This window comes from Antarcticimicrobium sediminis (genome assembly GCF_004348975.1).
GTDB lineage: Bacteria > Pseudomonadota > Alphaproteobacteria > Rhodobacterales > Rhodobacteraceae > Antarcticimicrobium > Antarcticimicrobium sediminis.
The window spans coordinates 243,171-260,281 of the sequence record NZ_SMFP01000002.1 but is presented as its reverse complement, the minus strand read 5'-3'; the positions used below and the strand labels follow the sequence as shown (position 1 = coordinate 260,281).

Genomic DNA, 17,111 nt, shown 5'->3' with positions numbered 1-17,111 from the left:
TCAGAAATAGACGTCAGCCGCCGGGATGCGCACCCGCCCTGCCGCGGTCATTAGAACAAGCTGCCCCCCGGCGTCCACCGTTTCAAAGGTGCCGTGGGTCTCGGAGGTGCCGGTCCGAGCCGTCACCGGCTGCCCCAGTCGGGCGGCGCGGGCAAGCCAGGCCTCGCGGATGGGGGCAAATCCAAGCGCCGTGAACTGGGCCTCATAGCGGGCAAAAGCGGCCGCCACTTCGGTCAGGAAATCCTCGGGCGTGATCCGCACACCGGTCTCACCGGCCAGCGACACTGGCCGCAGCGCCCGCGCCTCAAGCGCGGCGACGGGCGGAGCCTCGGCCAGATTCACGCCAATCCCGATGAACAACAGCATCTCGTCGTCCGTCTGTCCGGCACTTTCCAGCAGAATGCCCGCCAGCTTTGCACCATTCAGCAGCACGTCATTGGGCCATTTCAGAGAAAAGCTTTCCGGCCGCCCCGTCACCGCGACACAGGCATCAAACAGCGCCAGCGCGGCCACGAAGCTGCGCAGGGCGGCCTGTTGCGGCGCCCCTTGCAGGCGCAGTACCAGCGTGGCCGCGAAATTGCCCTCGGGGCTGACCCAACCGCGCCCGCGCCGTCCGCGCGCAGCCGTCTGGTGCCGCGCCAGAATCCATTCCGGACCGGGCAACGTCGGGGCGATCCGCGCAGCTTCGCTCAAGGTGCTGTCCACCTCGTCCAGAACCCGGCGACCATAGCCTTCTGGCCAACCCGTCATGCGCCGCCCCCTCCAGAAACAGAGACGGCCGCCGGGGATGCCCGACGGCCGTTTTCAGGTTGGATAAGGTCAGTTGACAAGCGTTGTCGCCGCAGCCGCAGCTACCCCCTCGACGCCAAACATATTGATGATACCCAGCACCATCACCGCCGCCGACCCGGTCAGGAAAACCCAAAGCACGGGCGAAGAATGGGTGTCCATCTCTTCCCCGTCCTCACCGAAATACATGTAGTAGACGATGCGGATGTAATAGAAGGCAGCGACCACAGAGGCGATGACACCGGCAATTGCCAGCCAAGCCAGCCCGCCCTCATAGGCGGCGCGCAGCACATAGAACTTGCCGAAGAAGCCCAGCATCGGCGGCACGCCCGCAAGGCTGAACATCAGGATCAGCATCGCCAGCGCCTTGCCCGGCTCGCGCTTGGCATACATGTTCAGCGCCGAGATATCCGTGACCGGCTTGCCGTCCTTTTCCATCATCAGGATGAAGGCAAAGGTGCCCAGGTTCATCGTCACATAGATCACCATGTAGATCAGCATCGCCTGCACCCCAAAGGCAGTGCCAGCGGCCAGCCCCATCAGTGCAAAGCCCATGTGTGTGATCGAAGAATAGGCCATCAGCCGTTTGATATCGCGCTGACCGATCGCCGCCACGGCCCCAAGGGACATCGACAACAACGACAGCAGCGCGATCACCTGGCTCCAGTCGGGGATCGCATCGCCAAAGGCGTCGAACAGCACCCGGGCAAACAGCGCCATCGCCGCCATCTTGGGCGCGGTGGCAAAGAACGCCGTGACCGGAGTCGGCGCCCCTTCATAGACATCCGGCGTCCACATGTGGAACGGAACCGCCGAGACCTTGAAGGCCAGCCCGGCGATCAGGAACACCAGACCGAACAGCAGCCCAAGTGAAACCTCGCCATGCTGCGCGGTTTGAATGATGCCCGAGAACAGCGTCGTGCCGGCATAGCCATAGACCAGCGATGCGCCATACAGCAGCATGCCCGAGCTGAGCGCGCCAAGCACAAAGTACTTCAGCCCCGCTTCGGTGGACTTCACACTGTCCCGACGCAAGGCTGCGACCACGTAAAGCGCAAGCGAATGCAATTCCAGCCCCATGTAAAGCGTCATCAGATCGCTGGCGCAGACCATGATCATCATGCCGACGGTGGCCAGGGCCACCAGTACCGGATACTCGAACCGCAACAGGCCACGGCGCGACATGTACTCCTGGCTCATCACCAGAACTGCCGCCGCCGAAAGCAGGATTGTCACCTTGGAAAAGCGGGCAAAACCGTCGTCGACGATCATGCCGTGAAACGCCACATGGGTGCCGCCCGGCCCGGTCGCGATCCAAACCGCCAGCAACACCATCAGTGCGCTGGTGGTCCAGACCAACATCGGACCCAACCGGTCCTTGGAGGTATAGGCCGCTACGATCAGCGCCACTATGGCGTAAACGGCCAGAACGATTTCCGGCAGGATAACAGTGAGATCGGCCTGGATCATCTGTCCGGCTCCCTTAGTTCGAGGCGTGCTGGTTGACGGCCTCGGCCGCGGCCAGCGCAGTGTCAAATTTAGCAACCAGCGCGGTGGTCGACTGTCCGATGATGTCGGTGACCAGCGCCGGGTAAACCCCCAGCAGCAGGGTCATCGCCACCAGCGGGGCAAAGATCCACTTTTCACGCGCGCTCATGTCCTTGATGGTCTTCAGGCTTTCCTTGATCAGGTCGCCGAACATCACCCGGCGATAAAGCCACAGCGCATAGCTGGCCGACAGGATCACGCCGGTGGCCGCAACCGCAGTCACCCAAGTGTTGACCTGAAACGCCCCCATCATGGTCAGGAATTCCCCAACGAACCCCGAGGTGCCCGGAAGGCCCACGTTGCCCATGGTGAAGAACATGAAGACCAGCGCATAGGCGGGCATCCGGTTGACCAGACCGCCATAGGCGTCGATCTCGCGGGTGTGCATCCGGTCATAGACGACGCCAACACAAAGGAACAGCGCGGCCGAGACGAACCCATGGCTCAGCATCTGGAAGATCGCACCGTCGATCCCTTGCTGGTTGGCGGCAAAGATACCCATGGTAACAAACCCCATGTGTGCCACCGAGGAATAGGCGATCAGCTTTTTCATATCGTCCTGCACCAGCGCCACCAGCGAGGTATAGACAATTGCGATCGCGCTCATCCACAGGACCAGCGACGCCATCACGTCCGAGCCCACCGGGAACATCGGCAACGAAAAGCGCAGGAAGCCATAGCCGCCCATCTTGAGCATGATCGCGGCCAGCACGACCGACCCTGCGGTCGGCGCCTGAACGTGCGCGTCCGGCAACCAGGTGTGCACCGGCCACATCGGCATCTTGACCGCGAAGCTGGCGAAGAAGGCCAGGAACAGAAGCGTCTGCATGCCGCCCACGACCTGAATGCCCAGAACCGAGAAGCTTTGCGAGGCGAACTCATGGCTCAGCAGCAGCTCGATGTCGGTGGTGCCCGCATCCGCATACATGGCCACCATCGCCACCAGCATCAGCACCGAGCCAAGGAAGGTGAAGAGGAAGAATTTGAAGCTGGCATAGATGCGGTTCTTGCCGCCCCAGATACCGATGATCAGGAACATCGGTATCAGCCCGCCTTCGAAGAACAGGTAGAACAGCACCAGATCCAGCGCCATGAACACGCCAAGCATCAGCGTTTCCAGCAGCAGGAAGGCGATCATGTATTCCTTGACGCGGCTTTTGATCTGCCAGCTCGCCATGATGCTCAGCGGCATGATGAAGGTGGTCAGCATCACGAACAGCACGCTGATGCCATCCACGCCCATCTTGTATTTCAGGCCGAGCAGCCATTCGCCCTCTTCCACCATCTGGAAGCCGGGGTTGGACGGATCGAACCCGGTATAAATCGCAATCGACACCAAGAAGGTGACCGCGGTGGCGAACATCGCAACCCATTTGGCGTTGCGTTGCGCAGCTTCATCGTCGCCCCGCAGAAATACGGCAAGGATCAGCGCGGCCAGCGCCGGGATGAAAGTGACAATCGAAAGAAGGTTGTCCATCAGTGTGCTCCTCCGCCGATCGTCATCCAGGTGACAAGGGCGGCAATCCCCAGCACCATCCAGAAGGCATAAGTAAAGATGAAGCCCGACTGCGCCCGGCCAGCAAGCCGCGTGAAGAAGGGGATGACTCCAAGGGCGACCCCGTTGATCAACCCGTCGATGATGCTGCCGTCACCGCGTTTCCACAGCAACCGTCCCAGCGCGACGATCGGTTTGATCAGCAAGGCGTCATAGATCTCGTCAAAATACCATTTGTTCTTGAGGAACAGGTACAACGGGCGCTGGTTCTCGGCCAGACGACCGGGCAGCGAGGGGTTCACGATATAGAACCAGATTGCAACCAGCAGCCCCAGAACCATCGCGATGAAGGGCGAAACCTTGACCCAGTTGGGGGCCGCATGGGCGTCGTCCAGGATCGTGTTCTCTGGGCCCATATAAAGCGCCCCCTGCCCGGGATCCCCGGTGAACCTGTAGTGATGCACCCCCGCGGCGGCCATCTCTGTTCCGGCCGCTTCGCCATGCGTCGCGGTCTCGCCGTGGTCGGCCGTCTCGGTGGTGGCCTCTTCATGCGCCTCGGCGGCAGCAACCGGAATGCCGAAGAACTTGCCGACCTGATCGGCGTGGCCAAAGAAGTTTCCGTACCACAACATCCCGGCAAACACGGCACCGACGCTCAGCACCCCGAGCGGGATCAGCATGACCAGCGGGCTTTCATGCGCATGTTCATGCGTATGCTTGTCGCCGCGCGCCTCGCCAAAGAAGGTGAGGAAAATCAGCCGCCAGGAATAAAAGCTGGTAAAGGCCGCCGCGATCACCAACAGCCAGAAGCCGTAAGAGGTGCCGCCAGCATAGGCGCTTTCGATGATGGCATCCTTGGACAGGAATCCGGCAAACCCGATCTGGGTCAGCGGAATGCCCACCCCGGTGATCGCCAGCGTGCCGATCATCATCGACCAATAGGTAAAGGGGATTTTCTTGCGCAGCCCGCCATAGTTCATCATGTCCTGCTCGTGGTGCATCGCATGGATGACCGAGCCGGCGCCAAGGAACAACAGCGCTTTGAAGAAGGCGTGCGTCAGCAGGTGGAACATCGCCGCCGAATACATGCCCACGCCGGCGGCCACGAACATATAGCCGAGCTGCGAACAGGTCGAATAGGCGATCACCCGTTTGATATCGGTCTGCACCAGACCCACGGTCGCGGCAAAGAACGCGGTGGTTGCGCCCAGCACGGTGATGAAGGTGGTCGCATGCGGTGCGAATTCCATCACCGGCGACATCCGGCAGACCAGGAACACACCGGCCGTCACCATCGTCGCGGCGTGGATCAGCGCCGACACAGGTGTCGGGCCTTCCATCGCGTCCGGCAGCCAAGTGTGCAGGATCAGCTGTGCCGATTTCCCCATCGCTCCGACAAACAGCAGCAGCGCGATCACCTCAGAGGCGGTCCATTCCTGCCACAGGAAGCTCAGCTTGGTTTCCGCCAGCGTCGGCGCATAGGCAAACACATCATCAAAAGCGATGCTGTCGACGGTGAAGAACAGCGCCAGCATCCCCAAGATGAAACCAAAGTCGCCAACCCGGTTGACCACAAAGGCCTTCATCGCCGCAGCACTTGCGCTGGGTTTACGATAGTAGAACCCGATCAAAAGATAGGAGGCCAGCCCCACGCCTTCCCAGCCAAAGAACATCTGCACGAGGTTATCAGCGGTCACCAACATCAGCATGGTGAAGGTGAAGAACGACAGATAGGCAAAGAACCGCGGTTTGTAGCTTTCGCCTTCCTTGAAGGCCGGGTCATTCGCCATATAGCCAAAGCTGTAGAGGTGCACAAAGGCCGAGACCGTGGTCACCACGACCAGCATGATCGCGGTCAGCCGGTCCAGCCGGATCGACCACGACGACGAAAGCGACCCGCTTTCGATGTATTTCATGATCTCGATCTGATGGGTGACCCCGTCAAAGCTGAGGAACACGATCCAGCTGAGAATGCAGGACAGGAACAACGCGCCGGTGGTCAGCCACATCGCTGCGGTTTCGCCCATGATCTTCCAGCCAAAGCCGGCAAGGATCGCCGCGACGAGCGGGGCAAAGAGGATGATAGTTTCCATGATCTCTTAGCCTTTCATCACGTTGACGTCTTCGACCGCGATGGTGCCGCGGTTACGGAAGAAGCAAACCAGGATCGCAAGGCCGATGGCGGCCTCGGCGGCGGCCACGGTCAATATGAACAGCGTAAAGACCTGCCCCACCATGTCCCCCAGAAAGCTGGAGAACGCCACCATGTTGATATTCACCGCAAGCAGCATCAGCTCGATACTCATCAACAAGATGATCACGTTCTTGCGGTTCAGAAACAGCCCGAAGATCCCGATGACGAACAGCGTCGCCGCGACTGTCAAATAATGTTCAAGTCCGATCATGTCGTCCCTCTGGGCCTGGCCCATTCGTTCTTGTCTTATCGCCCCGGTTGCCCGGAGCCGCCGGGCAATGCCCGACCCTCTACATCGTCACCGCAGCGCCGCGGCCCGTCTCAGTTTCCACCAGCGATACAGTAGCCAGCTCACCGTTGCCTTGCCGCCCCAAAGCAGCGCGACCCCGAATATCCCCACCTTGCTGAACAGAAGGTGCGCGAGGCCGAGCAGCTCCATCACCTAGAGCCCCTGCCCCGGCTTCACGTCTTTCAGCTCCATCGCATCTGCCGGATCGCGGTAGATCTGCGCCAGGATATCCTGCCGCTTGATGTCTGGCCGATGCCGCAGCGTCAGGACAATCGCCCCGATCATCGCGGTCAAAAGGATCAGACCGGAAAGCTGGAACAGAATGAAATATTGATCATACAGGATCGCGCCGAGCGCTTCGGTGTTGTGCAAATCCGTCGGCGTCGGCTGGGCGCGCAGCCCCTCGGCCGCCGCGTTCGACTCCCAAGCGCCAAAGGCCATCACGAACTGCATCAGGATGATCACCCCGACCAACAGCGCCAACGGCATATATTTGGCCATCTCGGCTTTGAGCTCGGCAAAGTCGACATCCAGCATCATCACCACAAACAGGAACAGCACCGCCACCGCGCCGACATAGACGATCACCAGCAACATGGCGACGAACTCGGCCCCCAGCAGAACGAACAGCCCCGCCGAAGAGATGAAGGCAAGGATCAGCCACAGCACAGAGTGCACCGGCTGGCGGCTGATCACGGTAAACAGCCCGCCCGCAATGGCGCAGACCGCAAACAGATAAAAGGCAAACACGCTCATGCTTCGTCATCCTCGTTCTCGACGCCCATAACCTCGCGCGCCAGCTCCAGCGCTCGGGTCATGGCCGGAATGCCGGCAAACACCGACATCTGGCCGATCGTTTCCACGATCTCTTGATTCTTTGCGCCGGCCGCAAGGGCGTGACGCACCGTCTGACGCAGTGCCGCTTCGGCCTGCGCCCCTTGCATCGTCAGCCCCGCCAAGGTCAGCAGCAGCCGCGTCTTGGCATCAAGCCCGCCCTTGTTGACCGCGTTGCCGAACATCAGCTCCATCACGTCCTTGGGCATGGTCGGCCACAACGCCTCGAACCCTTTCGGGCTGAAACTTTCCAGCGCCGGATTAAAGGAGCGAGCCATGTCGCGGGCCTGCTGCATCATGGCCTCGAACGGATTTTTGGGCGTGTCGGTCATCGGTACGGCGCGTCCAGTTCCAGATTGCGGGCAATCTCGGCTTCCCACATCGCACCGTTCGCCAACAGCTTGTCCTTGTCATAGAACAGCTCTTCGCGGGTCTCGGTGGCAAACTCGAAGTTCGGCCCCTCGACAATGGCATCGACCGGGCAGGCCTCTTGGCAAAAACCGCAATAGATGCATTTGGTCATGTCGATGTCATACCGCGTGGTACGGCGCGAGCCGTCCTCGCGCGGTTCGGCATCAATGGTGATGGCCTGCGCCGGGCAAACCGCCTCGCACAGCTTGCAGGCAATGCAGCGTTCTTCGCCGTTGGGATAGCGGCGCAGCGCATGTTCGCCGCGGAAGCGGGGCGACAAGGGCCCCTTTTCATGCGGGTAGTTCAGCGTCACCTTGGGGGCGAAGAAGTATTTCATCCCCAGCTTCATGCCCTGAAAGAAATCAGCAAGCAGGAAGTATTTGGCGGCACGGGTATAATCGATCTTGGTCATTGTCAGCCCCCTGTGCTCCAGCGGGCAAAGCTGCCCCAGAACCAGTCGAATTTCGCTGCGAAAGACACGAACACCACCCAGACCAGGCTGAACGGCAGGAACACTTTCCACCCCAGCCGCATCAGTTGGTCATAGCGATAGCGCGGCGTGATGGCCTTCACCATGGCGAACATGAAAAAGACGAACAGCATCTTCAGCACCATCCACAGGATGCCGTCAGGCAGCCCCGGGATCGGCGACAGCCAACCGCCAAAGAACATCAGCGTCACCAGTGCACACATCAACACCACCGCCGTCAGTTCACCGATCATGAACAGCAGGAAGGGGGTCGAACTGTATTCCACCTGATAGCCGGCCACCAGTTCCGATTCCGCTTCCGGAAGGTCAAACGGCGGACGGTTGGTTTCGGCCAGCGCCGAGATGAAGAACAGGAACAGCATCGGCAGATGCGGCAGCCAGTACCAGCTGAACAGCCCATACGCACCGTCTTGCGCATGCACGATGTCGGTCAGGTTCATCGACCCGGTCGAGATGATCACCCCGATGATGATCAGGCCGATCGATACCTCGTAAGAGATCATCTGCGCGGCAGAGCGCAGCGAGCCGAGGAACGGGTATTTCGAGTTCGACGCCCATCCGCCCATGATCACGCCATAGACCTCAAGCGAAGAGATGGCGAAAATGTACAGAATGGCGACGTTAATGTTCGAAACCACCCAGCCGTCGTTGAACGGGATCACCGCCCAGGCAATAAGCGACATCACCAAGGAGATCATGGGTGCCAGCAGGAACACCGCCCGGTCCGCCCCAGCGGGAAAGACCACTTCCTTGACCATGTATTTCAGGAAGTCGGCAAAGCTTTGCAGCACGCCAAAGACACCGACCACGTTCGGTCCGCGGCGCATCTGCACGGCGGCCCAAACCTTGCGGTCGGCATACATCAGAAAGGCCAGCGCCACCAAAAGTGGTACAACGACCAGCAGCACCTGTCCGATCAGGACCAAGGCGATGCCCAAGTAGGTGTTGGAAAAGAAATCAGCCATAGGTCCTCACACCGTGGGTATTCCGTTTTCCGCGCAATGCGCAACCACGACTTCAGCGTCGAGTTTGCGCAGTCCACGGGGCAGAGATGGCGAGATGGTGTAAACAGCATCTGCCCGCCACACGCCACCCTCTTCGTATACATTTGTTCGCAGATGTCGCGCGAAACCGTATCCACGGATCAGCGCATATTGCGCCGCCGCACATTCAGCATAAGCATCTACATCCCCTTGTTCCCGCGCCCCTGTCATCGCCACCGCGAACTGCACCAGATCCCCGTCCAGAAGACGGGTCTCAACCCCCTGATAATCAGGGGAAAAGCGCGTCACCTCTGCGGCCGGCTGCATCTGGCAGGCGGCCACCAAAAGGGGCGATATGAGCGCGGCGCGGATCATTCCGCCGCCAGTTTCCCGGATTTGCGCGCCGCCGCATTGGCGCTGAGCTCGGCCATCACGGCCGAGGCCCGGGCAATCGGGTTGGTCAGATAGAAATCGCGGATCGCCGGGGTGAACTTGCCCTGTTTCAGCGCCGCCGTCTCAAGCGGTTGCCACGGGTTTTCGATCACCTCGTCGATACGGGCCAGATGCGGCACTTCGGCGACCAGCGCCTGACGCAACTGCGCCAGCGAGTCATAGGGCAGCGGTGTCCCCAACTCGCCCGACAGCGCCCGCAAGATCGCCCAGTTTTCCTTGGCCTCGCCGGGCGCGAACCCCGCACGCGCCGCAAGTTGTGGGCGCCCCTCGGTATTGACGAACAGGCCCGATTCCTCGGTATAGGTCGCCCCCGGCAGGATCACGTCAGCACGATGTGCGCCGCGATCCCCATGGCTGCCCTGATAGATCACGAAAGGACCGCCGGTTTCATCGCGACCGATGTCGATCTCGTCAGCGCCAAGGTTATAGACCACATCAGCCCCGTCCAGCGCAGCAGACAGACCGCCTTCGGTCACTGCGCCCAGATCCATCGCGCCGACGCGGCCAGCAGCGGTGTGCAACACCAGCATCTTGCCGCCCAGCTTTTCGGTCAGCGCCATCGCCTGCCCCAGAACGGCAATACCGTCGCCCTCGGTCAAGGCACCCTGCCCGACGATGACCAGCGCCCCCTCGGTCGGCTTGGCCTTTTCGACCAGCGTGTTCAGCGGCGCCCGGCCCGGACCGACCCATTCGTAGTCATAGGTCAGGTCCATGTCCTTCGGTCCCAGAACATGGACGTTGGCGCCCTGGCTCCAGACCTTGCGGATGCGGGCGTTCAACACCGGCGCCTCGTCGCGGGGATTGGTGCCGATCAGATAGATTTCTTTCGCGCTGTCGATATCCTCGATCGCGGCGGTGCCGACATAGGCCGAGCGATTGCCAGCAGGCAGAACCGCGCCATCGGTGCGCGCCTCGATGCTGCCGCCGCGCCCATCAACCAGTTGCTTGATCGCAAAGACCGCCTCGACCGGGGCAAGATCGCCAACCAGCGCGGCCAGTTTGCTCGCGCTCTTGATTGCGGTGGCGGCCTTGTCCAGCGCCTCGGGCCAGGTGGCCGGGCGCAGCTTGCCGTTTTCACGCAGGTAAGGCGTATCCAGCCGTTGCCGACGCAGCCCGTCCCAGATGAACCGGGTCTTGTCGGAAATCCATTCTTCGTTCACGCCATCATGGTTGCGCGGCAGGATGCGCATCACTTCGCGCCCTTTGGTGTCCACCCGGATGTTGCTGCCAAGCGCATCCATCACGTCGATGCTTTCGGTTTTGGTCAGCTCCCAAGGGCGGGCGGTAAAGGCATAGGGCTTGGAGGTCAGCGCGCCAACCGGGCACAGGTCGATGATATTGCCCTGCATGTTGCTGTCCAGCGTCTCGCCCAGATACGAGGTGATCTCGGCATCTTCGCCGCGCCCGGTCTGGCCCATCTGGGTGATGCCCGCCACCTCGGTGGTGAAGCGCACACAGCGGGTGCAAGAAATGCAGCGCGTCATATTGGTTTCGACCAACGGCCCAAGGTTCACGTCATCCAAGGCGCGCTTGGCTTCGCGGAACCGCGAGAAATCGACGCCATAGGCCATCGCCTGATCCTGAAGATCACATTCGCCACCCTGATCGCAGATCGGGCAATCCAGCGGGTGGTTGATCAGCAGGAATTCCATCACGCCCTCGCGGGCCTTCTTGACCATGGGCGAATTGGTTTTGACCACCGGCGCCTGGCCTTCCGGCCCCGGGCGCAGATCGCGCACCTGCATGGCGCAAGAGGCGGTCGGTTTCGGCGGGCCGCCAACGACCTCGACCAGACACATCCGGCAGTTGCCGGCAATCGACAGCCGTTCATGATAGCAGAACCGTGGAATCTCGACGCCCACAATCTCGCAGGCCTGGATCAGGGTCATCGCCCCATCCACTTCGATCTCGGTTCCGTCGATGTTGACTTTACGAAGGTCAGACATGGTCTATTTCGCCCTCAATAGCGCGCCGATTGCGCTGTTGTTCTTGATTTCCATCCGGCCGAGCCGGCACAGATCGCCCGGTTTGTCGTAGTCCAGCCCAACACCGGCCATATAGCTCTTGCCGCGTTCGATCATCCGGGCCTTTTCAACCTTGGAGTCGAGCAGCGTTCGAATCTCGCCGTCAGAATAGCCCAAGGCATTGGCCCGGGCCTTGAGCCGGTGGATCTGCTTGATACCGCGGAACAGACGCCCGTCGATATCGTCGCATTTGCGCCGGATCTCATTGGCGACCACGATGGTAAAGATCCCATCGGCAATCTCGGGCACATCCCGCAACGGCGATCTGGCCTCAGCGGCCCCGGCTGGCAGGCCCAGCATAAAGCTCGCAGCCAACAGGACTGCAGATAGAAACGACGGCATCGCAAAACCCTCCTTTGTGGAGCGTTCAGCACAGACCGAACTGGCGACGTTATGCAATAACGGCCCCCCGGTCAGGCTTGGATATGCCGCCTGCATGATCATGGTTTCAAGCAAGTCCCGCGAAAGGTGAGCGTATCCCGGTCGAGCACCAGCATTTCGGGTGCCGTCTCCGGGCCAATGGCCCAGTCGATGCGCGAGGACCCGTACTGCGTCACGCAATAGCGTGTGCCGGCATAGCCGCCCGCTGCCCGCGCGCCTTTGAGCGATCGCGAGGCATTCTTGATCTCGACCGTGAATTCGGCAACCGAGACCTTGCGATCCACCGCCTTGGCCTTGGTACGGAAATGCTGGCCGTCGAAACGGATCTGCTTATCCTTGTCGGTACACCCGCCCACCACCAGCAGGCAAAGCGCCGCGACTGCCGCGCCCCTGGCCAGTTTGGGATATGTGATTGCTCTGTGCATCACGATCACTCGGCCGCCATGGCGCCCATGCGCCCGGTCTTCTTGGCCTTGATGCGATCCTCGATCTCTTCGCGGAAATGCCGGATCAGACCCTGAATCGGCCACGCCGCCGCATCACCAAGGGCGCAGATGGTGTGGCCCTCGACCTGTTTGGTCACCGAAAGCAGCATGTCGATCTCTTCGACCTCGGCGTCGCCGGTCACCAGACGATCCATCACCCGGCTCATCCAGCCGGTACCCTCGCGGCACGGCGTACACTGACCGCAGCTTTCATGTTTGAAGAATTTCGACAGCCGCCAGACCGCTTTCACCACATCGGTGTTCTGGTCCATCACGATCATGCAGCCGGTGCCGAACGAGCTTTTGTTCTCGCGCATCCAGTCGAAATCCATGATCGCGTCTTCCAGCGCCGCCTTGGGCAGCACCGGACAAGACGCCCCACCGGGGATGATCGCCTTGAGGTTATCCCAGCCGCCGCGAATGCCGCCGCCGTGCCGCTCGATGATCTCGCGCACCGGCATCGACATCTGTTCTTCGAACACGCAGGGGCTGTTCACATGCCCGGTCAGCGCCATCAGCTTGGTGCCGTGGTTGTTGGGCCGCCCGAACGAGCTGAACCATTCCGGCCCGCGCCGCAGGATGGTCGGCGCAACGGCGATCGATTCCACGTTGTTCACCGTGGTCGGGCAGCCATACAGGCCAGCCCCGGCCGGGAACGGCGGTTTCATCCGCGGCATGCCCTTCTTGCCCTCAAGGCTTTCCAGCAGCGCGGTTTCCTCGCCACAGATATAGGCGCCGGCCCCGTGGTGCAGATAAAGGTCAAAGTCCCACCCCGATTTGCAGGCATTCTTGCCCAGCAACCCGGCGTCATAGGCTTCGTCGATAGCCGCCTGAAGCGCCTCGCGCTCGCGGATATATTCACCACGAATATAGATATAGGCCGCATGCGCGCCCATGGCGAAGCTGGCGATCAGCGCCCCCTCGATCAGCGGGTGCGGATCGTGGCGCATGATCTCGCGGTCCTTGCAGGTCGCGGGTTCGGATTCGTCGGCGTTGATCACCAGATAGGACGGACGACCGTCGCTTTCCTTGGGCATGAACGACCATTTCAGCCCGGTCGGGAACCCGGCGCCGCCGCGTCCGCGCAACCCGGAATCCTTCATCTGCTGGATGATCCAGTCGCGCCCGTTGGCGAGTATCCCGGCGGTGCCGTCCCAATGGCCACGGGCCATCGCGCCTTTCAGCGAGCGGTCATGCATCCCGTAGAGGTTGGTAAAGATCCGGTCCTGGTCTTTGAGCATGAGAGCTACCCTTGGCTGTCCTGGCGCATGCGCCAGAGTTGATAGATGTTGACGAACGCCCAGACAAAAGCCGCAATCGCACCGAGATAGATCAGCATCTCGTAGCGGATCGCCAAGCCGAGGCTTTGCACGATCCATGGCGCAAATACCGTGAGCAGGCCCGCCCCGGCAATCACCGCTGCGGTGATCCGCCCCTTTCGGGCCATAGCCTTGTCACGCTCGTCGTTCATCGTGTTCCGTCACATTCGCCCCCGCGCATGGCGCGGCGGCCTTCAGTCGTACAGTTTGTCTTTTTTCGCCCGTTGGGCGAATTCGGTTTCTTCCCCGGCGGCAAGCTGCTTGGCCTGCTCGATCCAGCCGTCGCGTTCGATCCGCCCCTTGAAGGTCAGCCGGTTGTCGACCCAAGCGACCTCGGCCGGGCCCCATGCCGCGATCTGATCGAAATGATAGAAGCCCAGTTCGTTCAGGGTCTGCTCCAGCTTGGGGCCGACACCTTTCAACATCTTGAGATCATCCGCCCCACCTTCGCGCGCGGCGGTCAGAACCTCTGGCGCAGCCTCTTCCACCGTTTCAGCGGCGGGCGCGGCTTTCGCGACAGGGGTCTTTGCCGGCTTGGCTGCCGGTGCCTCGACCTTGGCGGTCGCTTTGGCGGCAGGCGTCTCAGAGGGCGCCTTGCCGGCCTTGCCCAGCCACGGCGTCAGGATCGGCACCTCGGTGCCGTCGATCCGCTTGATGGTATCGCCCAGTTCAACCGCGCGGTCGACGCTGGCATTGTATTGGGTGCGGCCGCTTTCGAATTCGGTCAGCGCCACCAGGCCGGTGACCGGCTCGGAGGAATAGCGTCCGTTCTGCGGCCCCGGCACCGGAACCTTGCCCGCAGCCAGCTCATCCAGAATCTCGGCAAAACGCTCGCCGGTCAGATCCTCATAGTAATCCTTGCCGATCTGGGCCATCGGCGCATTCGCGCAGGCACCCAGACATTCCACCTCTTCCCAGGAAAACTTGCCGTCTTCGCTGAGCATATGCGGCTTGGGCGCGATCTTTTCGCGGCAAACCGCGATCAACTCGCCCGCGCCGCAGATCATGCAGGTGGTGGTGCCGCAGATCTGGATATTGGCAACACTGCCGACCGGCTGCAGTTGGAACATGAAATAGAACGAGGCAACCTCGAGCGCGCGCATATGCGCCATGCCCAGCATGTCCGCGACATATTCAATCGCCGGACGGGTCAACCACCCCTCCTGCTCTTGCGCACGCCACAACAGCGGAATGATCGCGCTGGCCTGACGGCCCTCGGGATATTTGGTGATCTGCGCCTCGGCCCAGGCCGTGTTGGCCGGGGTGAACTCAAAGCTGTCAGGCTGGTCGTGATACGGACGGCGAAGCATTATTCTTTCCCCTTGAGAGGGCCGCGCCGGAAGGAGCCTCCGGCGGGAGTATTTTTGCAAAGAAGAAGCGAGTGCATGCGGATCATCACCGGTCCACCTCGCCGAACACGATATCAAGCGAGCCGATGATCGCGGCGATGTCGGCCAGCTGGTGCCCTTTGGCGATATGGTCCATGGCCTGCAGGTGCAAATAGCCCGGCGCCCGCAGCTTGGCGCGATAGGGTTTGTTGGTCCCATCCGCCACCAGATAGACGCCGAATTCGCCCTTGGGCGCCTCGACCGCAGCATAAACCTCGCCCGCGGGGACGTGGAACCCTTCGGTGTAAAGCTTGAAGTGGTGGATCAGGCTTTCCATCGAGGTCTTCATGTCGCTGCGCTTGGGCGGGGTGATCTTGCCCCGGGCCAGCACGTCACCCTGATTTTCCGGCATCCGCAGCTTTTCGATCGCCTGCAGGATGATCCGGGTGGACTGGCGCATCTCTTCCATCCGCATCAGATAGCGGTCGTAGCAGTCGCCGTTCTTGCCCACCGGGATCAGGAAGTCGAATTCGTCATAGCATTCATAGGGCTGCGCACGCCGCAGATCCCAAGCCAGCCCGACCGAGCGCGCCATGACGCCAGAGAACCCATAGTCCTGAACCATCTTTTCGGTGACAACGCCAATGTCGACGTTGCGCTGTTTGAAAATGCGGTTTTCGGTCAGCAACCCGTCGACATCGTCAAGGAAGGGCGGAAAGGCAATGGCCCATTTCTCGATATCGTCCAACAGGTCAGGCGGCAGATCCTGATGCACGCCGCCGGGCCGGAAATAGGCCGAGTGCAGCCGCGCGCCACAGGCCCGCTCGTAGAAGATCATCAGCTTTTCGCGTTCCTCAAAGCCCCAGACCGGCGGCGTCAGCGCCCCCACGTCCATCGCTTGGGTGGTCACGTTCAGCAGGTGGTTCAGAACACGGCCGATCTCGGAATACAGCACCCGGATCAGCGAGGCACGCCGCGGCACCTCGACCCCGGTCAGCCGTTCGATCGCCAGGCACCAGACATGTTCCTGATTCATCGGCGCCACATAGTCGAGCCGGTCGAAATAGGGCAGGTTCTGCAGATAGGTGCGGCTTTCCATCAACTTCTCGGTGCCGCGATGCAGCAACCCGATATGGGGATCGCAGCGCTCGACGATCTCGCCGTCCAGCTCAAGCACCAGACGCAGCACACCGTGGGCCGCAGGGTGCTGGGGCCCGAAGTTGATGTTGAAATTGCGGATCTTCTGTTCGCCGGTCAGGGCGTCGTCGAAGCCATTGGAGCCGTCCATCAGAGTTTCTCCAGCTCTTGCAGTTTCACCGCCATGATCCAGGCGAGGATCGGCACGGCAATCGGGATGACACAGGCCAGCGCCCAGTATTTATGAATGCCGAAATGCGGCAGCAGCTTCAGCATCGGGATCGCGGTGATCGCAAAGATCGCCCAGAACAGGAACCCCATCACTTGGCCTCCTGCTTTTCGTCCCCCGGCAGGATATATTCGGCACCTTCCCACGGGCTCATAAAATCGAACTGACGATATTCCTGAACCAGGCTCACGGGTTCATAGACGACGCGTTTTTCAACCTCGTCATAGCGCACCTCGGTATAGCCGGTGGTCGGGAAATCCTTGCGCAGCGGATAGCCGCGAAAGCCATAGTCGGTCAGGATGCGCCGCAGGTCCGGGTGACCCGAGAACAGGATGCCGAACATGTCGAACACCTCGCGTTCGAACCAGTTGGCCGAAGGATGGATGCCGATGATCGAAGGCACGACATCCTCTTCGCGGATCGAAACGCGCAGGCGGATCCGCTGATTCTGGTACATCGACAGCAGGTGATAGACCATATCGAACCGTTTCGGCCGGTCCGGGTAATCAACCGCTGTGATATCGACCAGGCTCGAGAATTTGCAGCTTTGGTCGGCCTTCAGAAACTCGACAAAGCCCAAGATGTTGGCCGGGGCCACATCGACGTTCAGCTCGCCATGGCTGACATCCCACCCAAGGACACAGTCGGGGCGTCTGGCTTCGATATGCGCGCCCAACTCTTTCAGTGCTTCGCTCATCGTGTCTCTCCAATCCTCGCGCGGG

At 61.1% G+C, this 17,111-nt stretch carries 20 protein-coding genes; all 20 read right to left on the bottom strand.

The genetic code is table 11. The annotated features are described in order from the left end of the window. On the bottom strand, positions 1-750 hold the full coding sequence (locus tag E1B25_RS04535) for a biotin--[acetyl-CoA-carboxylase] ligase (protein WP_132827482.1): 750 nt from the start codon (positions 748-750) through the stop codon (positions 1-3). A gap of 69 nt (positions 751-819) precedes the next feature. Beyond that, a complete protein-coding gene (gene nuoN / locus E1B25_RS04530; RefSeq protein WP_132827481.1) occupies positions 820-2,259 on the bottom strand; it encodes an NADH-quinone oxidoreductase subunit NuoN in 1,440 nt (479 codons plus the stop codon). Positions 2,260-2,272: 13 nt separating this feature from the next. Continuing rightward, positions 2,273-3,814: an NADH-quinone oxidoreductase subunit M gene (locus E1B25_RS04525; RefSeq protein WP_132827480.1), complete on the bottom strand. Its 1,542-nt coding sequence runs from the start codon at positions 3,812-3,814 to the stop codon at positions 2,273-2,275. Continuing rightward, entirely contained in the window at positions 3,814-5,925 is a 2,112-nt protein-coding gene (gene nuoL, locus E1B25_RS04520) for an NADH-quinone oxidoreductase subunit L (RefSeq protein WP_132827479.1), read from the bottom strand. The genes E1B25_RS04525 and nuoL overlap by 1 nt, the downstream gene beginning before the upstream one ends. 6 nt (positions 5,926-5,931) lie before the next feature. After that, positions 5,932-6,237, bottom strand: a complete 306-nt coding sequence (nuoK, locus tag E1B25_RS04515; RefSeq protein ID WP_132827478.1) for an NADH-quinone oxidoreductase subunit NuoK — start codon at positions 6,235-6,237, stop codon at positions 5,932-5,934. 87 nt (positions 6,238-6,324) lie between these two features. Next, positions 6,325-6,465 carry a hypothetical protein gene (locus E1B25_RS22090; RefSeq protein WP_165937550.1) on the bottom strand — a complete coding sequence of 47 codons (141 nt, stop codon included), beginning with the start codon at positions 6,463-6,465 and terminating at the stop codon, positions 6,325-6,327. Between the two features lie 3 nt (positions 6,466-6,468). Next, positions 6,469-7,071: an NADH-quinone oxidoreductase subunit J gene (locus E1B25_RS04510; RefSeq protein WP_132827477.1), complete on the bottom strand. Its 603-nt coding sequence runs from the start codon at positions 7,069-7,071 to the stop codon at positions 6,469-6,471. Beyond that, positions 7,068-7,481: a carboxymuconolactone decarboxylase family protein gene (locus E1B25_RS04505; RefSeq protein WP_132827476.1), complete on the bottom strand. Its 414-nt coding sequence runs from the start codon at positions 7,479-7,481 to the stop codon at positions 7,068-7,070. Before E1B25_RS04505 ends, E1B25_RS04510 begins: the two co-directional genes overlap by 4 nt. Continuing rightward, on the bottom strand, positions 7,478-7,972 hold the full coding sequence (nuoI, locus tag E1B25_RS04500) for an NADH-quinone oxidoreductase subunit NuoI (protein WP_132827475.1): 495 nt from the start codon (positions 7,970-7,972) through the stop codon (positions 7,478-7,480). The genes E1B25_RS04505 and nuoI overlap by 4 nt, the downstream gene beginning before the upstream one ends. Positions 7,973-7,974: 2 nt before the next feature. After that, positions 7,975-9,015, bottom strand: coding sequence for an NADH-quinone oxidoreductase subunit NuoH (gene nuoH / locus E1B25_RS04495; protein WP_132827474.1), 1,041 nt, complete (start codon positions 9,013-9,015; stop codon positions 7,975-7,977). A 6-nt stretch (positions 9,016-9,021) separates the two neighbouring features. Continuing rightward, on the bottom strand, positions 9,022-9,408 hold the full coding sequence (locus tag E1B25_RS04490) for a hypothetical protein (protein WP_132827473.1): 387 nt from the start codon (positions 9,406-9,408) through the stop codon (positions 9,022-9,024). Next, positions 9,405-11,432: an NADH-quinone oxidoreductase subunit NuoG gene (nuoG, locus tag E1B25_RS04485; protein ID WP_132827472.1), complete on the bottom strand. Its 2,028-nt coding sequence runs from the start codon at positions 11,430-11,432 to the stop codon at positions 9,405-9,407. Before nuoG ends, E1B25_RS04490 begins: the two co-directional genes overlap by 4 nt. A gap of 3 nt (positions 11,433-11,435) precedes the next feature. Continuing rightward, complete coding sequence (locus E1B25_RS04480; RefSeq protein ID WP_132827471.1) at positions 11,436-11,852, bottom strand: DUF5333 domain-containing protein; 417 nt, start codon at positions 11,850-11,852, stop codon at positions 11,436-11,438. Between the two features lie 98 nt (positions 11,853-11,950). Then, positions 11,951-12,316, bottom strand: coding sequence for a hypothetical protein (locus tag E1B25_RS04475; RefSeq protein WP_245510611.1), 366 nt, complete (start codon positions 12,314-12,316; stop codon positions 11,951-11,953). A gap of 5 nt (positions 12,317-12,321) precedes the next feature. Next, positions 12,322-13,617, bottom strand: coding sequence for an NADH-quinone oxidoreductase subunit NuoF (gene nuoF / locus E1B25_RS04470; protein ID WP_132827470.1), 1,296 nt, complete (start codon positions 13,615-13,617; stop codon positions 12,322-12,324). 5 nt (positions 13,618-13,622) lie between these two features. Further along, positions 13,623-13,847 (bottom strand): DUF5337 domain-containing protein, encoded by a 225-nt coding sequence (locus tag E1B25_RS04465; RefSeq protein WP_132827469.1) that lies wholly within the window; start codon positions 13,845-13,847, stop codon positions 13,623-13,625. 42 nt (positions 13,848-13,889) lie between these two features. Further along, positions 13,890-15,005 (bottom strand): NADH-quinone oxidoreductase subunit NuoE, encoded by a 1,116-nt coding sequence (gene nuoE, locus E1B25_RS04460; protein ID WP_132827468.1) that lies wholly within the window; start codon positions 15,003-15,005, stop codon positions 13,890-13,892. 85 nt (positions 15,006-15,090) lie between these two features. After that, complete coding sequence (locus E1B25_RS04455; RefSeq protein ID WP_132827467.1) at positions 15,091-16,311, bottom strand: NADH-quinone oxidoreductase subunit D; 1,221 nt, start codon at positions 16,309-16,311, stop codon at positions 15,091-15,093. Beyond that, a complete protein-coding gene (locus E1B25_RS22085) occupies positions 16,311-16,481 on the bottom strand; it encodes a hypothetical protein (protein ID WP_165937549.1) in 171 nt (56 codons plus the stop codon). Before E1B25_RS22085 ends, E1B25_RS04455 begins: the two co-directional genes overlap by 1 nt. Beyond that, entirely contained in the window at positions 16,481-17,086 is a 606-nt protein-coding gene (locus tag E1B25_RS04450) for an NADH-quinone oxidoreductase subunit C (RefSeq protein WP_132827466.1), read from the bottom strand. Before E1B25_RS04450 ends, E1B25_RS22085 begins: the two co-directional genes overlap by 1 nt. Positions 17,087-17,111: the final 25 nt, after the last annotated feature.